Origin of the sequence: Variovorax sp. V118, assembly GCF_041154445.1 — a bacterium.
Classification (GTDB): domain Bacteria; phylum Pseudomonadota; class Gammaproteobacteria; order Burkholderiales; family Burkholderiaceae_C; genus Variovorax; species Variovorax boronicumulans.
This window is the reverse complement of the sequence record NZ_AP028663.1, coordinates 5,231,685-5,248,257: the sequence shown is the minus strand read 5'-3', so window position 1 is coordinate 5,248,257 and position 16,573 is coordinate 5,231,685. Positions and strand designations below refer to the sequence as shown.

Sequence of the window (16,573 nt, the reverse complement as noted above, 5' to 3'; positions counted from 1 at the left end):
GGCAATGTCGATGGCCCTGCCGCGCTTCACCCGCGCGGAAGTTCTCTTTTCCGTCAAGAGCTTTGCCGCCGCGATGCTGGCGATGTACCTGGCCAGCCGCGCCGGCCTGCCGCGCCCGTTCTGGGCGCTCATGACCACCTACGTCGTCGCCCATCCGCTGGCCGGCGCCGTGCGCTCCAAGGCGGTGTTCCGCTTCTGCGGCACGCTCATCGGCAGCGTCGCCACCGTGCTGATGGTGCCCGCGCTGTCCAACGCGCCCGAACTGCTCACGCTGGTGCTCGCGCTGTGGGTCGGGCTGTGCCTGTATGTGTCGCTGCTCGACCGCACGCCGCGCTCGTACGTCTTCATGCTCGCGGGCTACACGGCGGCGCTGATCGGCTTTCCGTCGGTGCAGACGCCGCTCGTGCTGTTCGACACCGCCGTGGCGCGCGTGGAAGAGATCGGCCTGGGCATCTTCTGCGCCACGCTGGTCCACAGCCTCGTGCTGCCCGCGGGGCTCGCGCCCACCGTGCTGGGCCTGCTCGACCGCACGCTGAAAGACGCGCGCCAATGGATCGGCGACCTGTTCCAGCCCGGCGACCGCAGCACGCCCAAGGACGCCGACCCCAAGCGCCTGGACGACGACCGCCGCCGCCTCGCCGGCGACATCACGCAGCTGCGCCTGCTCTCGACCCACGTGCCCTTCGACACCACGCACCTGCGCTGGACCGCCGGCGCGATCCGCGCCATGCAGGACCGCGTGGCGGCGCTCACGCCAGCGCTGTCGGCCGTTGAAGACCGGCTGCAGGCGCTGGCGCAAGCCGAAGGCCGCCTCGCGCCCGACGTCACCGCCGTGCTGGCGCTGGCCGCGCAGTGGCTGCGCGACGAAAGCGATCCGGCCGTCGATGCCTCCGCACGCTTGGAGGCGCTGCGCCAGGCGATCGCCGCGCTGGGCAGCGCGCAGGACACGGGGTTCAGTCCCTGGGCCCGCGCCCTGCGCATCGGCCTCGCGGGGCGGCTCGAAGAACTGGTCGACGGCTGGACCGCCTGCGCCCAGCTGCGCCGCGACATCGACGAAGGCCTGAAGGGCGGCGCGCCGCTGCGCCGCACGGCCGCGCTGGGCCAGCGCGCGATGCACCGCGACCACGGCATGGCGCTGCTGTCGGCGCTGGCCGCCGTCATCGCCATCTGCGTGTGCGGCGCGTTCTGGATCCTCACGGGCTGGACCATGGGCTCGGCCGCCACCATGATGGCCGCCGTCTTCTGCTGCTTCTTCGCCACCATGGACGACCCCGTGCCCGCGATGCACGGCTTCCTGAAGTGGACGCTGTGGTCCATTCCCATCTCGGCCGTCTACGTGCTCGTGCTCATGCCCACGGTGCAGGACTTCGGCATGCTCGCGCTGGTCTGCGCGCCGCTGTTCCTGGTGCTGGGCCTGTACCTGCCGCGCCCGACGCACTTCATGGCCGCGATGGCGCTGGTGTTCGGCGTGTCGGGCACGCTGGCGATGCACGACACCGCCAGCGCCGACCTCGTGAGCTTCATCAACAGCATGACCGGCCAGATCGTCGGCGTGGTGATGGCCGCGCGCGTCACGCGGCTGGTGCGTTCGGTGGGCGCCGACTGGAGCGCGCGCCGCATCCAGCGCGCCACCTGGCGCGAACTCGGCGACATGGCCGCCTCCACCCAGCCGCAGTACGCGCAGAGCGACGCCTACGCCGTGCGCATGCTCGACCGCATCGGCCTGCTGGCGCCGCGCATCGCGCAGGCCGGCGGCACCGTGGAAGGCGTGGCCGCCAACGACGCGCTGCGCGACCTGCGCATGGGCGCCGACATCGCCGTGCTGCAGCGCGTGCGCGCCCAGTTGCCGATGGCCACCTCGGCCGCGCTGCTCGGCGGCATCGCGCGCTTCTTCCGCCAGCGCGGCGAAGGCCGCATGGCGCCGCGCCCGGCCGCGCTCCTGCCGCAGATCGACGAGGCGCTGGCGGCCGTGCTCGCCGCGCGCGACACCTCCACCGCGTCGCGCGCCGCCGTCACCGCGCTGGTCGGCCTGCGCCGCAACCTGTTCCCCGACGCGCCGCCTTCGCTGGCAGGCGTGTCTTCCTCTTCACCGCAAGGAGCTTCCGCATGATCGGCGAAGCCAGTTTCTACGGGCTCTACGTGCCCTGGCTCATGCTGCTGGCCGGCGCCGCGCTGCTCGCCCTGTGGGGTGTGCGCCGGCTGCTCGCCGCCACCGGCCTGTACCGCTGGGTGTGGCACCCGGCGCTGTTCGACATGGCGCTGTACCTGCTGCTGCTGTACGGCCTGAGCCGCCTCACGGCGCACCTGCAATGACGCCTGCAACGACAACTCAAACAACACAGAGATTCCCATGAAAGCCAACCCCTTCGCAGACAACCCCCGGGCCCAGAGCCTGCTGCGCGTTCTCCTCACCGTGGCCGTGGTGGCCGCCGCCGTCTGGGCGGGCTTTCGCCTGTGGGACCACTACGAGCTCGCGCCGTGGACGCGCGACGGCCGCGTGCGCGCCAACGTGGTCCAGATCGCGCCCGACGTGTCGGGCCTCGTCACGGCCGTGCCGATCCGCGACAACCAGCCGGTCGCCGCCGGCACGCTGCTGTTCGAGGTGGACCGCGCGCGCTACGACCTCGCCGTGCGCCAGGCGCAGGCCGCGCTCGCCGCGCAGCGCGCCGTGAGCGCCCAGGCCCAGCGCGAGAACGCGCGCAACACGGGGCTCGACGAGCTGGTGTCGAAGGAGTCGCGCGAACAGACCCGCGCCCGCGTCGAGCAGGCGCAGGCCGCCGTCGCGCAGGCCGAGGTGGCGCTCGATTCGGCGCGCCTGAACCTGCAGCGCGCCGAAGTGCGCGCGCCGGCCGACGGCCTCGTCACCAACCTCGACCTGCGCCAGGGCAGCTACGCCGCCGCCGGCCGGCCGGTGCTCGCGCTGGTCGATGCGCAGTCGTTCTATGTCGAAGGCTATTTCGAAGAAACGAAGCTGCCGCGCATCCACCTGGGCGATCGCGTGCGCGTGACGCCGATGGGCGGCGGCGCGGTGCTCGAAGGCGCGGTCGACAGCGTGGCCGCCGGCATCGCCGACCGCGACCGCTCCACCAGCGCCAACTTGCTGCCCAGCGTGAACCCGACCTTCAACTGGGTGCGGCTGGCGCAGCGCATCCCGGTGCGCGTGAAGCTCGACCCGCTGCCCGAAGGCGCGCGCCTCGTGGCCGGCCAGACGGTCACGGTGCAGGTCCTCGAACACGACGCGGCCCACGCTGCCGCCACGCCGAAGAAGGGATGACCGCCATGACCCGCTTCGCCTTTCGCATGGCTTCGCTCGCGGTCGCGGCCGGGCTCGCGGCCTGCGCGGCGGTCGGCCCCGACTACCGGCAGCCGCCCGAAGCGCTGGCCAGCCAGCCCGCTGCGACCAAGCCTTTCGCCGAAGCACCGGCGAATGCCGCGCCGCTGCCCGCGCACTGGTGGCGCCTGTACCACGACCCGCTGCTCGACCGGCTCGTCACCCAGGCGCTCGCGCACAACACCGACCTGCGCCAGGCCGTGGCCAACCTCGAGCGCGAACGCGCCATCGAAACCGAAGTGGCCGGCGCCAAGTACCCCACCATCGGCGTGAACGGCGGGCCGTCCTTCGGCCACGTCTCGGGCCTGTCGCTGCTGCAAAAGGGCTACGAGCCGCCGAACACCTTCAACTACAGCGCGGGCGCGTCGCTGTCGTACCAGGTCGACCTGTTCGGCCAGATCCGCCGCGCCATCGAAGCCTCGGCCGCCAACAGCCAGGCCGCCGAAGCCGCGCTCGACCTCGTGCGCGTGAGCGTTGCGGCGGGCACCGCGCGCGCCTACGCCGAGGCCTGTTCGGCCGGCCTGCGGCTGCAGATCGCGCAGAAGTCGGTCGCGCTGCAGCAAGACGCCGTGAACGTCACCGAACGCCTGCAACGCGCAGGCCGCGCCGGCGCCATCGACGCCGGCCGCGCGCGCGCCCAGCTCGCGCAGCTCGACGCCGCGCTGCCGCCGCTGAAGGCCCAGCGCCAGGGCGCGCTCTACCGCCTGGCCACGCTCACCGGCGCACTGCCGCAGGACTTTCCGCGCGAGGTGGCCGACTGCACCACGCCGCCGCGCGTGGCCGGCGCACTGCCGGTGGGCGACGGCGCCGCGCTGCTGCGCCGCCGGCCCGACATCCGCCAGGCCGAGCGCAGCCTCGCTGCCTCCACCGCGCGCATCGGCGTGGCCACGGCCGATCTTTATCCGAAGGTCACGCTGGGCCTGTCGGGCTCGTCGGCCGGCCATGCCACCGGCTTCGGCCGCCAGGACACGCTGGCCTGGAGCGTGGGCCCGCTGATCTCGTGGACCGTGCCCAACACCGGCGCCGCGCAGGCCCGCATTGCACAGGCCGAGGCCGGCACGCGCGCCGCGCTCGCCAAGTTCGACGGCACCGTGCTCACGGCGCTGCGCGAGACCGAGACCGCGCTCGGCACCTACGCCCGCGAGCTCGACCGCCGCGCCGCCCTGCAGGCCTCGCGCGACGAAAGCGCCAAGGTCGCCGCGCAGGCGCGCCAGCTGTACCGCAACGGCCGCACCGCCTACCTCGACGCGCTCGACGCCGAGCGCGCACTGGCCGGCGCCGACGCCGCCTTGGCCGCCAGCGAGGCGCAGCTGGCCGACGACCAGGTCGTGCTGTTCATGGCGCTCGGCGGCGGCTGGGAGCCGGCCGATGACGCGCTCGCACAAAGCCAACAAGGCAAGCCCGCCACGACCGTCCGCTGAGCGGCACGTGCCGCTCGCCGGCCGCAACGCTCAGCGCGTGAACAGCCAGCCGCCCTTGGGCTGGCGCGTCAGTTCGTGGCGCTTGATGGCGCGTTCCTCGCCGTCGTCGCCCACGTAGACCACCTCGAAGCGCAGCAGCCGGGGCGACACCAGCTTCCAGTTCTGGATGCGCTGCACCGTCACGCAGGCGGTCTTGTCGTGGTACTGCATCTCGGCCATCGGCCCGCCCTGGAAGCCCGTGCCGTCGAACAACCGGCCGGGCGCCGCGAAGGGGTTGAGCACCGCGCCGTTGCGCGCCGTGATGCAGCCTTCGGTGCGCAAGAAGGATTCGATGGTCGGCGACGCGCTCCACACCACCTTGCCCACCGCGGGGCTCGGGGGCTTGCCGCCGACGGCTTCGCGGATGCGCTCCACCTGCACCGCGGTGATCGGCGCGAGGCCGTCCTTGGAAACCACGGCGGGTGAGGCGGCTGTTGTCGCTTCGGGCGGTGAACCGACCGGCGCGTCGGGGAACAGCAGGGCCGTGAGGTAGCTGCAGCCCACCAGCAGCGTCAGGGGCAGGGTGCAGGCCAGGGTGCGGATCGGTGTGCCGAACTTCATGGTGCTGGTATCTCCCGTGTGCGGCGCGGGGCCGCTGTCTTCAGGTGGCAGTTTGCGGTGCTGCCTCGTCGTCCTCAAGCCGCTTTCAAAAACGCTCGTTCGGCGCCAGGTAGCGCCACTGGCCCGGCTGCAGCCCGGCCAGCGAGACACGGCCCACGCGCAGGCGCCGCATGGCGACGATGCGCAGGTTCACTCCGTCGCAGATGTGCGCGATCTGCCCGGGCCGCGCGCCCTTGAGCGCAAAGCGCAGGCCGGTCTGCTCGGGCGACTGCCGGCCGATGCTCACGCGCGCGGGCGAACGCTCCAGCCGTGCCAGCACCTCGGGGCTCACCGGGCCGGCCACGTCGACCATCACTTCGTGTTCGAGGATGCCCGCGTCTTCCTGCAGTTTGCGCTCGATGCGCCATTCCTGCGTGTAGGCCACGAGGCCGCTGGCGCCGGTTTCGAGCGGCGTCATGCAGCGCTGGCCGCGCGCGTGCGCCGGCAGGAAGCGCTGGCCCTCGCGCTCGGGCTCGTGGTGGTTCGCGGCCACCAGCAGCTGGTGCGCGTTGTCGGTCGGCATGCCGGCGGGCTTGTAGAGCACCATCGTCACCGGCACCACGGGCTCGGGCCGCGCACCGGCGGCGATCTCGACCTGCTGGTGCGGCTGCACGCGCGACTGCGGCAGCAGGGCGGGCACGCCGTCGACACTCACGGCGCCGTTCTCGATCAGCAGCTCGGCCTCGCGGCGAGACACCTGGGCCATCGCGGCCACGCGCTTGGCCAGGCGCACGCCTTCGTCGTCAGGCGCAGAGGGGCGGTTCGAGCGGTTCATCGCGCGTCGGCCAGTTGACGGATGCGCGCCACGTGCGCCGCCAGCGAACGCGCGGCCACCGGCCACATGCGCTCGGGCACGTCGTCGTAGGCGAGCGGCAGCCACTGCTCGGGCGTGCCGTCGGGCAGCCGCTGCATCGCGGCGGCGATCTTGGCCTCGCGCTTGAGGCGGTGCGCCTTCAGGTGCGCGATGGCCGTGCGCGCAAAGCCGATCACGTAGCCGTGCGCCGGCAGGATGAAGTCGATGCCGCCGGCCGCGCAGGCCGCGTCCAGCTTGTCGAGCGAATCGAGGTACGCCGTCATGTCGCCGTCCGGCGGATCGACCACCGTCGTGCTGCCGTTCAGGATGTGGTCGCCCGAGAACAGCAGGCCGTCTTCTTCCAGCACCAGGCACAGGTGATTGGCCGCGTGGCCGGGCGTGTGGATGGCGCGCAGCGTGTGCACGAGCGGCGTGCCGTCGGGCGCGGTGCCCGAGAGCACCAGCCGTTCGCCGTCAGCCAGCTCGCGCTCGGCGCTGAAGCGCGCGGTGGAACGGGCCGTGGGCGCGGACGACAGCCCGAGGATCGGCGGCTTGCGCCCCGCCGCGCACAGCGCCTGCAGCGGCGCAGCGCCCGGCGAGTGGTCGGCGTGCGAGTGCGTGCAGACGATCAGGCGGATGTCGCCTTGCGTGGCTTCGATCAGCCGCGCCAGGTGCGTCGCGTCGTTCGGGCCTGGGTCGATCACGAGGTAGCCGGTGGCCGCGTCGCCCACGAGGTAGGTGTTGGTGCCTGGGCCGGTCATGGCACTCGGGTTCGGCGCGGTGAGGCGCTGCACGTTCTTCAGCAGCGCCACGGGCTGCGTGCTCTGCCAGTCGAGCGCGTGCGCGATCTGGCCGTCGGGGCACACCAGCGCGAGCTCGCCGAAGGGCGACTCGTGTTCCATGTAGCGCGCGTCCTCGCCCTTGAGCAGGCCGGCGCGCGGGCAGCTGGTCCACAGCGGCTTCTCCTGGCCGTCGGCCCCGGGCGCGCAGGCCGCGAGCACCGCGTCGACCGTCGCGTAGGCCGCCATGCGCTGCAGCGTGCGGATGGTCGGGAAGATCATGAAGAAGCTGCCGGCCTCGTGGCGCGCCAGCGCGTCGGCCGGGCGCACCCAGCAGGGCTCGAACTGCTCGCTCTCGTCGGCCGTGGGCACCTGGCCCTCGGGCATGCGCGCCACAAGGAAGGGCACGTCGAAGCGCTTGGGCAGGTCGCGGTCGGTGATCCAGTGCGCGAAGGTGAAGACCTCGTCGGCCGACAGCACCAGGCCGCGCGCGGCGCACTGGTCGGCGAAGGCCGTGCCGGCGGTGGCATTGCGGTCCATGGCGGCGACCTCGCCGGCAGTCACCGCGCGGCCATCGGCATGGCGGGCCAGCAGGATGCCCAGTTCTTCGAAGGCCTCGCGGATCGCGGCGATGGCCTGCGTGTGCTGCGTGTCGCTCTGCGTGGCGCGGCGTGCCGCGATGCGCGCGGCGGCGGCGTCGGCCGCGTCGATGTGGCCCCCCGGAAAGACGTAGGCACCGGGCGCGAAGCTCGCGGTGGCCGAGCGGCGGGTCATGAGGACCTCCAGGCCGGCGTCGGTGTCGCGCAGCAGCAGGACGGTGGCGGCGGCGCGCACAGGCACCGGTTCGCGATGGGTGTGGAGTTGTTGTGTGGGGCGGACCATGGAGCGATTATGGAGAGGCAAGGGGCGCGGTGCATAAGCACATGTGCAAACAGATATCAGCCGCGCGCCACAATCGGCGCCTGCACCGTCCGCCTCGAAGAAAGACCGACATGGCCCATTCTCCCTTCCCGCGTCGCGCCCTGCTGGCCGCTGGCGCCTTGCTCTGCACCGCTGCCGCATCGACCCTGGCGCTGGCCCAGCCCGACTGGCCGCAACAACCCGTCACACTGATCATGGGCTTCCCGGCCGGCTCGGGCGTCGACGTGGTGGCCCGCGCCATCCAGGAGCCGCTGTCGCGCCAGCTCGGCAAGCCCGTGATCATCGACTACAAGTCGGGCGCGTCCGGCAACATCGCCAGCGAGTACGTCGCGCACGCCAAGCCCGACGGCTACACGCTCTCGTTCGGCACCGCCGCCACGCATGGCAGCAATGCCGCGCTCTACAAGAAGCTGCCCTTCGACGTGGAGGCCGACTTCGTGCCCGTGGCGCCCGTGCTCGACGTGTCGAACGTGCTCACCATCAACCCCGACGTGATCAACGTGCGCACGCTCAAGGAGTTCGTCGAGCTGGTGAAGGCCAACCCCGGCAAGTACAACTACGCCTCCACCGGCAACGGCGCGGGCACGCACATGGCCTTTGCCGAGTTCAACTCGCGCCTGGGCCTGAACATGGTCCACGTGCCCTACAAGGGCGGCCCCGAGGCCATCACCTCGGTGGTGCGCGGCGAGACCTGCTGCATCATGAACCAGGTGCAGACCGTGCTGCCGCACTACAAGGCCGGCAAGGTGCGCCTGCTGGGCGTGACCACCGCCACGGCGGTGCCGGCCGTGAAGGAAGTGCCGACCATCGCCTCCAGCGGCCTGCCCGGCACCAAGGGCTTCGACAGCGCCATCTGGTTCGGCATCTTCGCGCCCAAGGGCACCGACGCCCACATCGTCGACAAGCTCAACGCCGCCGTGAAGACGGTGCTCGAGCAGCCCGAGATCCGCGAGCGCTTCGAGAGCCAGGGCAACACGGTGCGCATCGAGTCGCCCGCCCAGTTCAAGAAGACCGTGCACGCCAACCGCGTGAAGTGGGCCGAGGTCGCCAAGGCGGCGAACATCAGCATCGACTGATCACAGCGTCTTGGTCAGCGTCAGGATGAAGCGGGCCTTGTTCGGCGAGTAGGTCGTCTGGCCGACGGTGCCGAAACCGTAGTCGAAGCCCGGGTTGGCCACGGAAACGTACGAACTCTTCTTGTTCGCGCCCTGCACCGAGCCCGTGAGCGTGAGGCCGCTGCCGAAGTCGTAGGTGGCGCCGATGTTGTAGTCCACGTAGCTCCTGTAGCCCAGGCTGCGGATGTCACTCGACATGTTCGTGTAGCCGACAGCCGCTTTCAGCGTGACCTTGGGCACGATCTCCTTGCTGTAGGCCAGGTTCAGGTAGCCGGTGTTGCGGCCCGAGCGGCCCGAGCCGGTCTTGGCGCCGGCGTAACCGAAGTAGTCCTTCGACACCGTGTGCGAGTACTTCAGCGTGAACGAGCCGAGCGTGGCGTCGGTGTAGCCCGCGCTGGCGTACAGCTCCGTCGTGTTGCCCGTCGAATTTCCCGGGTACAGGTAGGTGAGGGCGCCCACGTCCATGTCGAGCGGGCCAGCCTTGAACTTGTAGCCGCCGTACAGGTCGCTCTCGAGGCTGTTGCCCTTGAGCCAGTTGACGCTCGAATTCCAGTTGCCGACGTAGAAGCCGCTGTCGCCGAAGGCGTAGTCGAAACCGCCCTGCACGGCGGGCTTGAAGCCGCGGGTCTTGGCGTAGTCGTTCTTGCCCAGCATGTCCTGGTCCTGGCCGCGGAACTTGTAGTTCGTGGTCAACGCCACGTTGCCCGTGAGCTGCGCGTTGGCGAGCACCGGCAGGGCGAACAGGGTGGGAAGAACGAGCACCGGCAAGGCGGTGCGAAGGAGGTGTTTCATCGAAAGAATTCGCTAACGGATGGAGGAGCCGGCAGCGTAGGAGCGCGGGTCTAAAAGCCGCGTAAAAAACGAAGGCCTCGGCGCAAAAGTTGTGTGTCGGGCATCGTCATCGCGACCACGCCCACCACCACGCAGGCCAGCCCGACCCACGCCGTGGGCGCCAGCGTCTCGCCCAGGCACACCACGCCGATCGTCACGCCGATGGGCACGCGCAGATAAGCCTGCGCCGAGGTCGACATCGGCCCCAGCGTCTTGATGAGCCGGAAGTAGATCGTGAAGGCCAGCGCGGTCGACAGCACTGCCAGCGCCACAACGGCCAGCATCGACGCGGCCGAGGGGGCGAGCGTCCAGGGCCTGTCGATCGCCAGGCTCGCGGGCACGAGCAGGGCCGCACCGCTCAACAGCGAGCCGGCCGCGGGCACCATCGGGTCCAGGCCCTTGAACACGCGGCCGAACATCGCGGCGCAGCCGTAGCAGACGGCGGCCACCACCAGCGCCAGCTGCGCCAGCAGCGAATGCCCCAGCCCCTGCAAGGCCTCGAAGCCCACGATCAGGCAGATGCCCGCCAGCCCCGCCCCCACGCCGAAGAGGCGCTGCAGCGTGGGCTTGCCCGCGCCGCCCAGGCCCCACCCCAGCAGGAAGATGAAGATCGGCGAGGTCGAGTTGAGGATGGTCGCCAGCCCCGCATCCACGCTGCGTTCGGCCCACGCGATCAGCGTGAACGGCAGCACGCTGTTCAGGCCAGCCTGCAGCGCGAAGCGCCGCCACGTCGCGCCGTCTTTGGGCAAGCGCACGCCGCGCAGGCGCAGCACCGCGAGCAGCAGCAACCCCGCGATCAGGGTGCGTGCCGCGATCAGCGTGACCGGCGGGATCGTCGCCACGCCGATCTTGATGAAGGTGTACGAGGCGCCCCAGCAGGTCGCGAGCACCGCGAGCAGCGCCCATTCGAAGGCGGGGGCGTGGGGGCGGACTGAAGCGGCGAGCGGGGTCGTTGGCATGGTGCGCCGATCTTCGCGAGACCGGCCCCTCGTCACTTCGCTCGTGGACGAAATGTGGGCGAAACGCGCGCGCGAAGCCTCAGTGACCGTGCCCGTGGCTTCGCGCCGGCGCAGCGCCGTTCAGCAGCGCCGCCAGGTCGACTTCCTGCTCCGCCGCCGCGCCCGCGATCACGCGCTGCTCCAGCTCGTCCAGGTGCTCCAGCGCCACGGCGAGCGCGGCGTCGAGCGAGTCGCCCATGAGCGCTTCGATGATCTGTTCGTGCTCGCGCGGCGCGCAGCTCGCGGCCTCGGCCGAGTCGTACAGCGCCTTGTACAGCTCGGTGTTCGCAATCAGTCGCCGGATGTACGACAGCAGCTCGTCGCTGCCCGCCATCTGCGCCAGCAGCAGGTGGAAGTCGCCGGCCAGGCGGATCGCGTCCTCGCGCCGGCCTTCCTTGAACGCCTTCTGCTCCGCCTGCACGTGCTTGCGCAGCGCGGCCACCTGCTCGCGCGCCAGCCGGCCGAACAGCGTGGCGACCAGCCCGGCCTCCACGATGCGGCGCGCGCGGTAGATGCCGCGCATGTCGTCGATCGACGGGTTGGGCACGAAGGCGCCGCGGTTGTGCTCCAGCACCAGCCGCTTCTCGGAGCCCAGCCGCGCCAGCACCTTGCGCACCGCGCCGCGCGTGCAGCCCAGCGCCTCGGCCAGCGCGCGCTCGCGCAGCGGCGTGCCGGGGCGCAGCTTGCCGCTGAGCAGCGCCTTGGACACGGCGGCGTAGACGCGCTCGTCCACGTTCGTGTCGTCAGCGGACTCGATGGGTTCAGTCGAAGGGGCGGGCGCGGCGGATCGGCGGGTGGCGGCAGGCATGGGCCTGCGGATTATTGCCTGCACCCCGCCGCCTCCGGGAAAGCCCCCGGATTGACGCGGCCCGCCCGGCTCCGTACCATTCGCGCCGTTTGGTTAACCAAAATATATAAAATGGTTAACCAAAAGAAGATCGAATTTCCAACCACCCGAACACACAGAGACATCCCATGAAACTCGCCAAATGGCTGGCCCTGCTGCCGGTCGCCGCCTTCTTCAGCGGGGGATGGCTGTCGTCCGTCGCGCCCGCCTTCGTGCTCGGCATGCCTTTCCTGATGGTCTGGAACGTGAGCTGGCTGGTGCTGACCTCGCTCATCATGGTGGTCATCGACCGCGCCGAAGGCGACCTCGACGCGCAAGACGCGCAGGCCGCCCGGGCCGCAGGAGACGCGCGATGAACGCCGCACTCGGCGTGATCGCGCTCTTCGTGGCCGGCGCCCTCGGCCTGGCCGTGCTCGCGCGGCGCGGGCGCACCATGAGCCTGGAGCAATGGGCGCTGGGCGGGCGCGGGCTGGGCACGATCATGGTGTTCCTGCTCATGGCGGGCGAGTCGTTCTCGACCTTCACCTTCCTGGGCGCCAGCGGCTGGTCGTACAGCAAGGGCTCGCCGGCCTTCTACATCCTGGCCTACGGCGGCCTGGCCTACCTCATGGCCTTCTGGATGCTGCCGGCCATCTGGCGCTACGCCACCGCGCACAAGCTGGTGTCGTTCTCCGACTTCTTCGCCCACAAGTACGACAGCCGCCCGCTCGGCGTGCTGGTGTCGGTGGTCGCGCTCATGGGCATGGTGGCGCTGCTCACCATCCAGCTGCGCGGGCTGGGCATCATCGTGTCGGAGGCCTCGTACGGCTCCATCGCGCCGCAGGTGGCGATCTGGATCGGCACGCTCGTGATGGTGAGCTACATCCTGTTCTCGGGCATCCACGGCTCGGCCAGCATCGCCATCGTGAAGGACATCCTGATCCTCGTGCTCGCCGTGTTCCTGGGCGTGTACCTGCCGTGGCACTACTACGGCGGCGTCACGCCGATGTTCAGCGCCATCCACGCGGCCAACCCCAGCTTCTTCGAGTTTCCGAAAGAGGGCCTGAACCTCACCTGGTACAACTCGACCATCCTGCTCACGGCGCTGGGCTACTACCTGTACCCGTTCAACCTGACCTCGGTGTATGCCGCGCGCAGCGCGAGCGCGGTGCGCCGCAACACCATCCTGATGCCGCTGTACCAGGTGGTCATCGCCTTCCTGTTCCTGGTGGGCTTCGCGGCCATCCTGCAGGTGCCGGGGCTCAAGGGCTCCGAGGTCGACCTGGCCCTGTTCGGCCTCGTGAAGCACACCTTCGACCCGTGGTTCGTGGGCGTCATCGGCGGCACGGGCGTGCTCACCGCGCTGGTGCCGGGCTCGATGATCCTGCTCACCGCTTCCACCGTGATCGGCAAGAACGTCTACAAGGAAGGCTTCGCGCCCCATGCCACCGACAAGCAGGTCTCGCGCGTGGCGCGTGGCGTGCTGCCCGTGTTCGCGCTGGTGGCCGTGTACTTCGTGCTGCGCGGCGGCACCACCATCGTGGCCGTGGCCATCTTCGCGTCGAGCCTGCTCACGCAGCTGCTGCCTTCGCTGCTGTTCAGCCTGATGAAGAAACCCTTCGGCAGCAAGCACGCCGCCTTTGCGGGCATCCTCGCGGGCGGTGCGGTGCTGGCCTTCACGATGACCACCGGCGCGAACCTCGGCACGCTGTTCCCGGCGGCGCCCGTCGTCTTCAAGTCGCTCAACACCGGGCTGGTGGCGCTGGCGGTCAACGCGCTGGTCTTCGTGGCGGTGGCGCTCGTCACGCCGCGCGTGCTGCCGCGCACCGTGGCGGCGCAACCCGCCTGACCGGTCTTCTTTTGCCTCTGACCCACGAACGAAACCGAATGACCTCGCAGCTCCTGATCCGCAACGTGCGCCCCCTGGGCGCGTCTCCTGTCGATGTGCGCGTGCACGACGGCCGCATTGCCGAGATCGGCGCGGCGCTGGCCGCACCGGCCGGCGCCACCGTCGAAGACGGCGAGGGCGCCTTGCTGCTGCCCGGCCTCGTCGAAGGCCACACCCACCTCGACAAGACGATGTGGGGCATGGACTGGTACCGCAACGAGGTCGGCACGAACCTCACCGACAAGATCGAGAACGAGCGCGCCTTCCGCCACGCCAGCGGGCACGACGCCGCCGCCCAGTCGCTGGTGCTGGCCAAGGCCTTTCTCGCGCTCGGCACCACGCGCCTGCGCACGCACGTCGACGTCGACACCCAGGCCGGCCTGCGCCACCTCGAAGGCACGCTGCGCACGCGCGAGACGCTGCGCGAGGTGCAGCAGATCCAGGTCGTCGCGTTTCCGCAGTCGGGCCTGCTCGGGCGTGCCGGCACGGCCGAGCTGCTCGACCAGTCGCTGGCCCTGGGCGCCGACGTGCTCGGCGGCCTCGACCCCTGCGCCATCGACGGCGATCCCGTGAAGTCGCTCGACGTGCTCTTCGGCATCGCCCACAAGCACCAGCGCCCCGTCGACATCCACCTGCACGAGCCCGGCGCCATGGGTGCCTTCTCGCTCGAGCTGATCCTGCAGCGCACCGAGGCGCTCGGCATGCAGGGCCAGGTCGCGATCAGCCACGGCTTCTGCCTGGGCGACGTGAGCGAACGCGAGCGCGACGTGCTGCTCGCGCGCATGGCCAAGCTCGGCGTGGTGCTCATCACCAGCGCGCCGGCCTCGCGCAACGTGCCGCCGCTCATGGCGTGCCGTGCGGCCGGCGTCACCGTGCTGGGCGGCAACGACGGCATCCGCGACACCTGGTCGCCCTACGGCAACCCCGACATGCTCGAGCGCGCCATGCTCATCGGCCTGCGCTACAACCTGCGCCGCGACGACGAACTCGAAGTGGCGCTCGACACCGTCACCCATTCCGGCGCGCGCGGCTGCGGCTTCGCAGCCTACGGGCTCGACGTGGGTTGCCGCGCCGACCTCGTGCTGGTCGACGCGCAAACGCCCGCGCAGGCCGTGGTGGGTCGCCCCGTGCGCAAGCTCGTGGTGTCGGGCGGCCGCGTGGTCGCGCGCCACGGCACGCTCGTGCCCGGCGCCGTGCCCGCGTGAGCCGCGCCGCACGCCCTGCATCCGACAACCCGCGCGCCGGCGCGGGCCCGGTCTTCTTCGCCTGCGTGGTCGTGCTGGTGGCGCTCAACCTGCGCGCCTTTCTCACGTCGAGCAGCCCCTTGCTCGAACCGGTCCGCGCAGCGACCGGCATCGGCTTCCACGCCGTCGCGCTGCTCACCGTGCTGCCGATGTTCGCGATGGGCGCCGTGTCGCTGTCGGGCGCGGCCGTGGGCCAGCGGCTGGGCGCGCGCGGCGGCATCGCGCTCGGGCTCGGCGCCATCGCGCTGGCCTGCGCCAGCCGCTACGTGGCGGGCGGCGCCGCGGCGCTGCTGTGGAGCGCCGCGCTCGCGGGCGCGGGCGTGGGGCTGGTGCAGGCGCTCATGCCCGGCGTGGTCAAGCAGGCCTACCCCGCGCGGCTGGGCCTCATGACCGGGCTCTATTCGGCCGCCATCATGGGCGGCGGCGGGCTCGGCGCCATGGCCAGCCCGTGGCTCGCGCGCGCCGTGGGCGGCGAGGCGCAACTCGACTGGCACGCCGGCCTCGCGATGTGGGCGGTGCTCGCGGTGGTGGCGCTGGCGGCCTGGCTGCGCGGTGCGCGGCAGCTGCCGTCGGCGTCGTCATCCATGCGCGCCGCCGATCCGTCGCTCGACCGCGCCTGGCTGCGCTGCTTCGGCCACCGCCGCGCGTGGCTGCTGGCGCTGTGCTTCGGCCTTATCAACGGCGGCTACACCAGCCTCGTCGCGTGGCTGCCGCATTACTTCCATGCCGAGCGCGGCTGGACGGCGCAGCAGGGCGGCGCCGTGCTCGCGCTCATGACGCTGGCGCAGGTCGTGGGCGCGCTTACGCTGCCGGCGCTCGCGCGGCGCGGCGGCCAGCGCGACCTGCGGCGCTGGCTGGTCGGCGCGCTGCTGGCGCAGCTCGCGGGCTTTGCGGCGCTCGGGCTTGCGCTGCCCGTGCCGGCGGCCGTCATCGCCGTCGTGCTCGGTGCCGGCCTGGGCGGTGCGTTCTCGCTGTGCATGGTGCTCGCGCTCGACCACCGGCCCGACCCCGCGCAGGCCGGCGCGCTCGCGGGCTTCATGCAGGGCGTGGGCTTCATGATCGCGGCGCTCGCGCCCTTCGTCACCGGCTGGGTGCGCGAGCAGACCGGCGGCTTCACCATGGCCTGGGCCTACCTGGCCGCCGTCACCGTGCTGCTGCTGCCCGCCGTGCTGCGCTTCGACCCGCGCCGCTACGCCAGTGCCACGGCCGGCCTGTTCGGCGTGCAGACTGCGCCCGCGCCGTCCCCCATCGAGCAGGCCCGCAAGGCCTGAGACAAACGGAGATTCGACCCATGTACAACGAACACTTCATGCAGCGAGCCCTGGCCCTTTCGGCCCGGGCACTCCAGGAGCCCGGCACCGAGCCCTTCGGCGCGGTCGTCGTCAAGAACGGCGAGGTGGTGGGCGAGGGCTTCAACCACTCCGTCGCGCACCACGACCCCACCTCGCACGGTGAGGTCGAGGCCATTCGCGATGCCTGCCTCCGGCTGGGCACCGTCGACCTGTCGGGCTGCGAGCTCTACACCTCGTGCGAGCCCTGCGCCATGTGCGTGGCGGCCATGCACATCGCGGGCATCGGCCAGCTGTACTACGCGGCCACGCTCGCGCAGTCGGGCGACGCCTTCAAGGGCGTGACCGTGGCGGCGCGCCACCCGATCGACGTCGATGTGCTGCGCACCGAAGCCGGCGCACCGCTGGCCGCGCGTGCGCAACCGGCCGAGCAGAAGATGGACGCCGAGGCCGTGCGCATCCTCTCGGCGTGGGCCGAGCCACGACGCGGCAACTGAC

The 16,573-nt window shown here is 71.4% G+C and carries 16 protein-coding genes; 10 read left to right on the top strand and 6 right to left on the bottom strand.

From position 1 onward, the window contains the following. Positions 1–4: 4 nt before the first annotated feature. From ACAM52_RS24405 to ACAM52_RS24390, 4 genes are read left to right on the top strand one after another with little or no spacing between them, the layout of a single operon-like run. Entirely contained in the window at positions 5–2,110 is a 2,106-nt protein-coding gene (locus ACAM52_RS24405) for an FUSC family protein (protein WP_369644782.1), read from the top strand. Continuing rightward, the gene (locus ACAM52_RS24400; RefSeq protein ID WP_062483051.1) at positions 2,107–2,313 is read left to right on the top strand and encodes a DUF1656 domain-containing protein; all 207 of its coding nucleotides are present in this window, start codon (positions 2,107–2,109) and stop codon (positions 2,311–2,313) included. The genes ACAM52_RS24405 and ACAM52_RS24400 overlap by 4 nt, the downstream gene beginning before the upstream one ends. Before the next feature lie 37 nt (positions 2,314–2,350). Next, positions 2,351–3,274 carry an HlyD family secretion protein gene (locus tag ACAM52_RS24395; protein WP_095743575.1) on the top strand — a complete coding sequence of 308 codons (924 nt, stop codon included), beginning with the start codon at positions 2,351–2,353 and terminating at the stop codon, positions 3,272–3,274. After that, a complete protein-coding gene (locus ACAM52_RS24390; protein WP_369644781.1) occupies positions 3,271–4,752 on the top strand; it encodes an efflux transporter outer membrane subunit in 1,482 nt (493 codons plus the stop codon). The genes ACAM52_RS24395 and ACAM52_RS24390 overlap by 4 nt, the downstream gene beginning before the upstream one ends. 30 nt (positions 4,753–4,782) lie before the next feature. On the opposite strand, the gene ACAM52_RS24385 is transcribed toward ACAM52_RS24390, so the two are convergent. From ACAM52_RS24385 to ACAM52_RS24375, 3 genes are all read right to left on the bottom strand, one after another. Beyond that, positions 4,783–5,352 carry a hypothetical protein gene (locus ACAM52_RS24385; protein WP_369644780.1) on the bottom strand — a complete coding sequence of 190 codons (570 nt, stop codon included), beginning with the start codon at positions 5,350–5,352 and terminating at the stop codon, positions 4,783–4,785. Between the two features lie 85 nt (positions 5,353–5,437). Next, positions 5,438–6,166: an RNA pseudouridine synthase gene (locus tag ACAM52_RS24380; protein ID WP_070060158.1), complete on the bottom strand. Its 729-nt coding sequence runs from the start codon at positions 6,164–6,166 to the stop codon at positions 5,438–5,440. Further along, complete coding sequence (locus tag ACAM52_RS24375) at positions 6,163–7,845, bottom strand: MBL fold metallo-hydrolase (protein WP_369644779.1); 1,683 nt, start codon at positions 7,843–7,845, stop codon at positions 6,163–6,165. Before ACAM52_RS24375 ends, ACAM52_RS24380 begins: the two co-directional genes overlap by 4 nt. A gap of 110 nt (positions 7,846–7,955) precedes the next feature. Between ACAM52_RS24375 and ACAM52_RS24370 the strand changes: the two genes are divergently transcribed. Then, positions 7,956–8,960 carry a Bug family tripartite tricarboxylate transporter substrate binding protein gene (locus ACAM52_RS24370; protein WP_369644778.1) on the top strand — a complete coding sequence of 335 codons (1,005 nt, stop codon included), beginning with the start codon at positions 7,956–7,958 and terminating at the stop codon, positions 8,958–8,960. Here ACAM52_RS24370 and ACAM52_RS24365 read toward each other — a convergent pair whose 3' ends face one another. The 3 genes from ACAM52_RS24365 to ACAM52_RS24355 form a co-directional block, all read right to left on the bottom strand. Then, on the bottom strand, positions 8,961–9,791 hold the full coding sequence (locus tag ACAM52_RS24365; protein WP_369644777.1) for a TorF family putative porin: 831 nt from the start codon (positions 9,789–9,791) through the stop codon (positions 8,961–8,963). A gap of 50 nt (positions 9,792–9,841) precedes the next feature. Beyond that, complete coding sequence (locus ACAM52_RS24360) at positions 9,842–10,789, bottom strand: DMT family transporter (protein ID WP_369644776.1); 948 nt, start codon at positions 10,787–10,789, stop codon at positions 9,842–9,844. Positions 10,790–10,868: 79 nt separating this feature from the next. Next, positions 10,869–11,636 carry a GntR family transcriptional regulator gene (locus ACAM52_RS24355; RefSeq protein ID WP_159278586.1) on the bottom strand — a complete coding sequence of 256 codons (768 nt, stop codon included), beginning with the start codon at positions 11,634–11,636 and terminating at the stop codon, positions 10,869–10,871. A 167-nt stretch (positions 11,637–11,803) separates the two neighbouring features. Here ACAM52_RS24355 and ACAM52_RS24350 point away from each other — a divergent pair, with 167 nt between their 5' ends. Genes ACAM52_RS24350 through ACAM52_RS24330 form a run of 5 tightly spaced genes read left to right on the top strand, consistent with a single transcriptional unit; the run spans position 11,804 to position 16,572 of the window. Further along, the gene (locus tag ACAM52_RS24350) at positions 11,804–12,031 is read left to right on the top strand and encodes a DUF3311 domain-containing protein (RefSeq protein ID WP_369644775.1); all 228 of its coding nucleotides are present in this window, start codon (positions 11,804–11,806) and stop codon (positions 12,029–12,031) included. Continuing rightward, a complete protein-coding gene (locus ACAM52_RS24345) occupies positions 12,028–13,503 on the top strand; it encodes a sodium:solute symporter (RefSeq protein WP_159278585.1) in 1,476 nt (491 codons plus the stop codon). Before ACAM52_RS24350 ends, ACAM52_RS24345 begins: the two co-directional genes overlap by 4 nt. Before the next feature lie 38 nt (positions 13,504–13,541). Continuing rightward, positions 13,542–14,747 carry an amidohydrolase family protein gene (locus ACAM52_RS24340; protein WP_369644774.1) on the top strand — a complete coding sequence of 402 codons (1,206 nt, stop codon included), beginning with the start codon at positions 13,542–13,544 and terminating at the stop codon, positions 14,745–14,747. After that, positions 14,744–16,057, top strand: coding sequence for a cyanate transporter (locus ACAM52_RS24335; RefSeq protein WP_369644773.1), 1,314 nt, complete (start codon positions 14,744–14,746; stop codon positions 16,055–16,057). The genes ACAM52_RS24340 and ACAM52_RS24335 overlap by 4 nt, the downstream gene beginning before the upstream one ends. Positions 16,058–16,077: 20 nt before the next feature. Further along, entirely contained in the window at positions 16,078–16,572 is a 495-nt protein-coding gene (locus ACAM52_RS24330) for a nucleoside deaminase (RefSeq protein ID WP_369644772.1), read from the top strand. The last annotated feature ends 1 nt before the right edge of the window (position 16,573 follow it).

Bases quoted from the DNA above. Each gene is read 5' to 3' on its own strand.
- ACAM52_RS24405 (WP_369644782.1), top strand. From the start codon at position 5: ATGTCGATGGCCCTGCCGCGCTTCACCCGCGCGGAAGTTCTCTTTTCC.
- ACAM52_RS24400 (WP_062483051.1), top strand. From the start codon at position 2,107: ATGATCGGCGAAGCCAGTTTCTACGGGCTCTACGTGCCCTGGCTCATG.
- ACAM52_RS24395 (WP_095743575.1), top strand. From the start codon at position 2,351: ATGAAAGCCAACCCCTTCGCAGACAACCCCCGGGCCCAGAGCCTGCTG.
- ACAM52_RS24390 (WP_369644781.1), top strand. From the start codon at position 3,271: ATGACCGCCATGACCCGCTTCGCCTTTCGCATGGCTTCGCTCGCGGTC.
- ACAM52_RS24385 (WP_369644780.1), bottom strand. From the start codon at position 5,352: ATGAAGTTCGGCACACCGATCCGCACCCTGGCCTGCACCCTGCCCCTG.
- ACAM52_RS24380 (WP_070060158.1), bottom strand. From the start codon at position 6,166: ATGAACCGCTCGAACCGCCCCTCTGCGCCTGACGACGAAGGCGTGCGC.
- ACAM52_RS24375 (WP_369644779.1), bottom strand. From the start codon at position 7,845: ATGGTCCGCCCCACACAACAACTCCACACCCATCGCGAACCGGTGCCT.
- ACAM52_RS24370 (WP_369644778.1), top strand. From the start codon at position 7,956: ATGGCCCATTCTCCCTTCCCGCGTCGCGCCCTGCTGGCCGCTGGCGCC.
- ACAM52_RS24365 (WP_369644777.1), bottom strand. From the start codon at position 9,791: ATGAAACACCTCCTTCGCACCGCCTTGCCGGTGCTCGTTCTTCCCACC.
- ACAM52_RS24360 (WP_369644776.1), bottom strand. From the start codon at position 10,789: ATGCCAACGACCCCGCTCGCCGCTTCAGTCCGCCCCCACGCCCCCGCC.
- ACAM52_RS24355 (WP_159278586.1), bottom strand. From the start codon at position 11,636: ATGCCTGCCGCCACCCGCCGATCCGCCGCGCCCGCCCCTTCGACTGAA.
- ACAM52_RS24350 (WP_369644775.1), top strand. From the start codon at position 11,804: ATGAAACTCGCCAAATGGCTGGCCCTGCTGCCGGTCGCCGCCTTCTTC.
- ACAM52_RS24345 (WP_159278585.1), top strand. From the start codon at position 12,028: ATGAACGCCGCACTCGGCGTGATCGCGCTCTTCGTGGCCGGCGCCCTC.
- ACAM52_RS24340 (WP_369644774.1), top strand. From the start codon at position 13,542: ATGACCTCGCAGCTCCTGATCCGCAACGTGCGCCCCCTGGGCGCGTCT.
- ACAM52_RS24330 (WP_369644772.1), top strand. From the start codon at position 16,078: ATGTACAACGAACACTTCATGCAGCGAGCCCTGGCCCTTTCGGCCCGG.